The following is a 6,258-nucleotide window of genomic DNA, read 5'->3' as shown; positions in this document are numbered from 1 at the left end:
CAGCCTACATAGAGGCGGTTGTCGGTGCTGGTGACCCAGTTGCAGAACTGCTCCCACAGGTTGGCGCTTTCGCGCTGCTGTAAGGTTGTGGTCATGGTTTTATGATTGCTTTATTTGGTTTTCAATGTTCGCGACGGCTTTGTGTTCCGCCATGTAAATAAACATAAAGCATATTCTAAGGTTTGTAAAGTATTGTAACAACAGATTAACTGATGAGAGTCATAAGATTGACTTATCAATATCAGGAATGGTGGATAAATGGGAAACAATGGACAAAAAAGTAGGTAAAGCCTGGAAGCGCGTCGCCTTCAGGCATGGAAATATTAGGATACAGACTTTTGCTGGCTGGGTATCATAATGAGAGCCCAATAGGGAACTTCAGCGGGATCGACATCTGCGATCGCCCGAATTCGCTGATTAGGCATAGTTGCGCGTTCTATATACAGTGCTCGATCGAACTGTCCCAACTCAATCAGCACGTCCCGGACTTTCGCAAAGTGCCGGCCCAGCTTAATAATCACAGCAGCATCAACAACCGCCAGCCGATCGCGCAAAACCTCAGCATCCAGCGTCGCAGGCATAATACTTAACACATCGTTACGATAAGTCAGCGGCACTCCCAACGCAGCCGCACTAGCCATTGTCGAAGAAATTCCCGGCACAACTTCAGTCGTAAAAGTCCCCGACAAACGGTTGAATAGATACATAAACGAACCGTAGAGAAAAGGTTCGCCCTCACATAGCACCGCCACATCCCGCCCCTCGCTCAGATGTGCGGCAATTTTCTCGGCAGCAATATCGTAATAAGGTTGAGACGATCGCGTCGGACTAAAAGGCAACGGCATCGGAATCTCAATTTGCTCCGGGCGCAGATAATCTGCGACGATCGCCCGCGCCAGTACCTTACCATTTTCCATCGCCGGATAGGCAATCACCGGCACCGATTGCAAAATCCGATAAGCTTTCAAAGTAATCAACTCAGGATCGCCAGGGCCAATACCCAAACCGTACAATTTACCATTCGCCTCAGTCATAATTCATCCTTTTTCGCTAACGCATTCACGGCCGCCGTTGCCATTGCACTGCCACCGCGCCGCCCGTGCAGCGTAATAAATGGCACTCCCCGACTGTTGGCGGCCAGTTCGGCTTTGGATTCGGCGGCCCCGACAAATCCTACCGGGAAACCCAGAATTAAAGCCGGTTTGGGTGCTCCGGCATCCAGCATTTCCAGCAGTCGGAACAAAGCAGTCGGGGCATTGCCAATTGCCACAACCGCACCCTGCAAGTTGTCCAGCCATAAATCCAGGGCCGCGGCCGATCGAGTATTTCCCATTTGCCGCGCCAACTCCGGGATTTCGGAATGCCAGAGGGTGCAAATCACCTGATTGTCAGCGGGAAGGCGTTTGCGAGTGATGCCTTCGGCCACCATCCGGGCATCGCACAGAATCGGCGCACCTGCGGAGAGGGCTTGGCGTCCGCAGGTGGCTGCACCGGGCGAAGCTGCTAAATCTGCAACAATATCGGTCATGCCGCAACTGTGAATTAGTCGCACGGCTACGGATTCTAAATCGGGCGGCAAGCTTGACAAATCTGCTTCGGCTCGAATTGTGGCGAAGGATTTGGTGTAGATTTCTGTTCCGTCTCGAATGTAGTCAATCATTGTTTAAAACTGCTATGGGAAGTTTGTTGAATTTTTGAAATTGATTTTTTGAATTAACCGCGAAGGCGCGTTACGCGGCGCGTAAGCGCTAGGACGCGAAGGAAGAAATCTCAAGAGAGATACAAAGAGAAATAATTAAAAATTGTCAGTTTGAATGGGATATTTTTTCACTTTAAAGTCCGATTTTCGGCGCTGAATAACTGCTGTAATTGGTCGATCGCCTGCCGATCGACAAACTCACCAAATGACTCCAAACGATCTCGAAACCGCTGATACACCCGCAACATTCGCTCGATCGCATCGGGCATCTCGATCGCACTCACCGCCTGAAAAATTTGTCGTCCGAAGGGCAAATCTTTTCTACCCGCATAAATGTCGTAACCTTCGATTATCTCGTCTCCTCGCTCAATCTGAATTCCTACCAGCGTGATATCAATTGGCCGGTGCTGGGCGCAGGACTTTTGGCAACCGCTGAAATGAATGTTAATCGGCAGGTCGATCGTCAATTTTTGCGCTAAATCCCTCACCATTTTTAGGGCGTGACTTTGAGTATCTGTCGCCGCCGACGCACAGCCGTTGCTGCCGGCACAAGCCACCAAGCACGAATCTAGGCGAGTCGCCGACGAGTGCAATCCCCAATCGGCTACTTGCTGTTTTACCTCAAAAAGCTGGGAGTTGGGGATGTCAGAAATCAACAGATTTTGCCACGGCGTAAGTCTCAGGGTACCGCTGGCTAGATTCTGGGCTAAATTTGCCAAATTCCGCAGTTGCTTTGATTCTAGCCTACCGAGAGGTAGTGCAATTCCCATGTAGGAGAAACCGGACTGTTGTTGAGGATGAATGCCGAGATGTAGGTGATGGGGGAGGGATTTTTCCGATGAGGCGATCGGGCGGGCGGGCAAGATGCCCACCCCACCAGGAACTTCACTCTTCGCTTCACAGGCATCTTGCCTGTTTTGGGGAAAGGTGCCAGATGTGAATTGCCATAAAAATGGTAAATTCTGCTGTACCTTTTCTAGATAACTTTCAGCGCCCCAATCTGTCAGCAGGTGACGCAAACGCGGTTTTTTGCCATCAATTCGAGGTCTATTTTTGGTGTATTCAAGATAGGTGCTAGCGAGCGCGGCTAATACTGAAATACATTGCGATTCTTGGATTGAAATTCCTGTATCGCCGTTTAAATGCAGCCGAAAAACGATTTTTGATTGGGTTGAACGCCCTTCTGCTGCTAATAAAATATCGTTGCGTAAATCGCGGATCGAAACCGATTCCCCGCCGTCGAAGCCAATACTGAACTTAGGCGAAAGTTCCGACAATTCGGGATGCGTTTGCAGGTAATCATCCCAAGCTTTCACTAGCGGGCGAGTATCGAGTAGCTGCTGGCGATCGATCCCTGCTGTCGGACTTGCCATAATATTGCGAATTGGGTCAACTTCAACGTGGCGAGACGCTATCCCCAATTCCTGCAAGCGGTTCCAGACTTCCGGGGCAATTTCCGAGTTCACTTCTCGGATTTGCAAATTTGCCCGATTTGTCACTTGCAAACAGCCGGTACTGTATTGATCGGCCAAATCGGCGATCGTCCAACACTGCTGCGCGTTTAAAATTCCCCCCGGAATCCGCATTCTCGATAAAACTCCGTCTCGGGCGATCGAACCGTAAAATAAACCCGGACAAGTCGGCAAATCAGTCAAAGCTAACAAATAATCTCCTCCCCGTGCTCCGCAGGGAATCCAAAAGTAAACGCCTACAAAGCGCCCCCGAAATCGGCATTCTGACTTTTACAGTTGCGGCACAGCGCCGGAATTGCACCGGACTTTCCCGCTTTCAGGTTTTAGAAAGGTATCACGAGCTGACCCACACAAAGCAAAACCCTCAACTTTCTTAACAAAACCCCTGGCGATCGCCAATCTCTCCCCTCTCATCAGCTTTCCTAATCGCAGTCATCAGTTTAACTGTCGCTACACCCCTTTACAAACCTTAACAACACAGTTAATAATATAAACATCATCCGAACATTGACAACCAAATACAGCAATCATAAAACCATGACCACAACCTTACAGCAGCGCGAAAGCGCCAACGTCTGGGAACGCTTCTGCGAATGGGTAACATCAACCGACAACCGCATTTATGTAGGTTGGTTCGGCGTCTTGATGATTCCCACCTTGCTAACTGCCACCATCTGCTACGTCATCGCCTTCATCGCAGCCCCTCCAGTGGACATCGACGGCATCCGCGAACCAGTAGCAGGTTCCTTAATGTTTGGCAACAACATCATCACAGGTGCAGTTGTTCCCTCATCCAACGCCATCGGTCTTCACTTCTACCCCATCTGGGAAGCAGCTTCCCTCGATGAGTGGCTGTACAACGGCGGCCCCTACCAATTGGTAGTATTTCACTTCCTGATCGGCATTTTCTGCTACATGGGTCGTGAATGGGAACTATCTTACCGCTTAGGTATGCGTCCTTGGATCTGCGTCGCTTACTCTGCACCAGTTGCAGCAGCCACCGCAGTATTCTTGATCTACCCCATCGGACAAGGTTCGTTCTCTGACGGTATGCCCTTGGGTATCTCCGGCACATTCAACTTCATGATCGTGTTCCAAGCCGAGCACAACATCCTGATGCACCCGTTCCACATGTTGGGAGTTGCTGGTGTCTTCGGTGGTAGCTTGTTCTCCGCCATGCACGGTTCTCTGGTAACATCTTCCTTGGTTCGTGAAACAACCGAAACCGAATCGCAAAACTACGGTTACAAATTCGGTCAAGAAGAAGAAACCTACAACATCGTCGCAGCCCACGGCTACTTCGGTCGTTTGATTTTCCAATACGCTTCCTTCAACAACAGCCGTTCTTTGCACTTCTTGTTAGGTGCATGGCCAGTTGTCGGCATCTGGTTTACCGCTTTGGGTATCTCCACGATGGCTTTCAACTTGAACGGTTTCAACTTCAACCAATCGATTATCGACTCTCAAGGTCGCGTGATCAATACTTGGGCTGATGTGATCAACCGCGCTAACTTGGGTATGGAAGTAATGCACGAGCGCAACGCTCACAACTTCCCTCTCGACTTGGCTGCTGGTGAGACAACTCCCGTAGCAATGGTTGCTCCTTCTATCAACGGCTAAGTTTTAGCTTTTGATTGACAAACAGCGCTCCTAGTAATAGGGGCGCTTTTTGTTTGGGGAAAAATATTTTTAGAGACTTTATTGTGATATCTAGTCCGGTAGCATGGGGAGCATCCCAATTTGGGTTTTAGAAGAGTGTTGGCTGTGAGAGTACGAAGCGAGATATATAAACTTTTCTGTGCGGGACGCTCGCAGGGTCTAAGGATCGCGAATTAAATAACTTACAATTTTAATTGTTATGGTGGGATGGGCGTCCCGCCCGTCCAAAAAAGGGCGGGCGGGACGCCCACCCCACTTTCAAGAGTGTAAGTTATTTAATTCTCATTCCTAAGCATAATTGCACATAAGCTAAGGCATATACCAGCAGCGGATAAGCAGCAACAGTTCAAATGATTCGCTGCCGGAGATTCCTAGGAATGGAAGGATTTTTGTTTTTTATTTAATAGTTAATTTGGCTTCGCTAGTGCGATCGCCCATTCCCCCAGTAATAGTAACAGTTCCAGGCCGCAGCGCTTGAAATGTGCCCGCTGATTGCGTTTGAGCCAGCAACGGCTCCGGATTGGGAGATTTGCTGGGTACACCAGGTATCGGTTGCTGATAGTAGGGAGTCGAAAATCGGAAATAAGTCACTGGGGGAAGCAATCTCCCCTTTGAATCGGAGAGAATTATTTTAAAGGTAATACGATCGCCCACGCGCACGGTTGCAACTTCTGGTAGAATCCGAAGTGTCCAATCAGGCGGGTAAACAATACCGGACATAGAGAGTGTTTCTCCACCTTTTTTTGCAAACACGGCAAACTTTCCCGGCGCAATACCCGTCACAGTTCCATCTGGGGAAACTTTGACGACTTCTTCATAATCGGACGACCACACCCACTGTTTCTCGGACTGCGTAGAATCTCCTGGAATACACCCTGAAGCGGCGTCGGTACTCCCGATTTTTAGCTTAGTCGTTTGACCCACAATTAAAGGCTCAACTTCCCAAGAATTGTAGTTAAGGCAAGGGGGATTATATATACCTAGAAATTCTCTCAACTCCCATACCGTAATACCTATGAATCCGAATAACAGGACGATCGCAGTTACGCACCCGAACCCGATAAATTCCTTCTGTTTGTTATTCATATTTAATATTGATTTTTTTTGTATCTATAACTTTATGAACCAGTGCGCCAAGCGCTCTAGCTTTGTATGCCACCGAGAAAAGTGGCACAGAGATAAATAAAATGCTATTATTTTTTCACACTGGGAATACTGCGCTAAAGTATCTCGGAATAAATTTGTGATTTCATAGCAGATAAAATAGCATTTATTCACTCACTTTTATTAAAAAAATAGGCGTTAATTTGTGTTGCATCTGCCTTAAATCTGCGGTTGACATATCAAAATTTGTAATTGCTCAACTAGGGGAAAAAAGGGAGCCATCAATCGAGAGAGCTTGTTGAATAGATTGATAAGCAGTTAAAC

At 48.3% G+C, this 6,258-nt stretch carries 5 protein-coding genes and 1 riboswitch; of the genes, 1 reads left to right on the top strand and 4 read right to left on the bottom strand.

The genetic code is table 11. From position 1 onward, the window contains the following. Positions 1-323: 323 nt before the first annotated feature. The 3 genes from QUB30_RS32645 to cobG form a co-directional block, all read right to left on the bottom strand. Positions 324-1,034 carry a precorrin-2 C(20)-methyltransferase gene (locus QUB30_RS32645; RefSeq protein WP_333342329.1) on the bottom strand — a complete coding sequence of 237 codons (711 nt, stop codon included), beginning with the start codon at positions 1,032-1,034 and terminating at the stop codon, positions 324-326. Continuing rightward, entirely contained in the window at positions 1,031-1,660 is a 630-nt protein-coding gene (locus QUB30_RS32640; RefSeq protein WP_333342327.1) for a precorrin-8X methylmutase, read from the bottom strand. The genes QUB30_RS32645 and QUB30_RS32640 overlap by 4 nt, the downstream gene beginning before the upstream one ends. 167 nt (positions 1,661-1,827) lie before the next feature. Continuing rightward, a complete protein-coding gene (gene cobG / locus QUB30_RS32635) occupies positions 1,828-3,363 on the bottom strand; it encodes a precorrin-3B synthase (protein ID WP_333342325.1) in 1,536 nt (511 codons plus the stop codon). Positions 3,364-3,419: 56 nt separating this feature from the next. Beyond that, positions 3,420-3,499, bottom strand: a riboswitch (adenosylcobalamin-variant (AdoCbl-variant) riboswitch). 209 nt (positions 3,500-3,708) lie between these two features. Between cobG and psbA the strand changes: the two genes are divergently transcribed. After that, positions 3,709-4,791, top strand: coding sequence for a photosystem II q(b) protein (psbA, locus tag QUB30_RS32630; RefSeq protein ID WP_333342323.1), 1,083 nt, complete (start codon positions 3,709-3,711; stop codon positions 4,789-4,791). Between the two features lie 435 nt (positions 4,792-5,226). Here the strand turns inward: psbA and QUB30_RS32625 are convergent, their stop codons facing one another. Next, positions 5,227-5,916, bottom strand: coding sequence for an Ig-like domain-containing protein (locus tag QUB30_RS32625; protein WP_333342321.1), 690 nt, complete (start codon positions 5,914-5,916; stop codon positions 5,227-5,229). Between the last annotated feature and the right edge of the window lie 342 nt (positions 5,917-6,258).

The sequence above is a fragment of the Microcoleus sp. BROC3 genome (assembly GCF_036702515.1).
In the GTDB taxonomy this organism is placed as follows: Bacteria; Cyanobacteriota; Cyanobacteriia; order Cyanobacteriales; family Microcoleaceae; genus Microcoleus.
The sequence above is the reverse complement of the archived record's forward strand: the minus strand, read 5'-3'. Positions and strand labels throughout refer to the sequence as shown.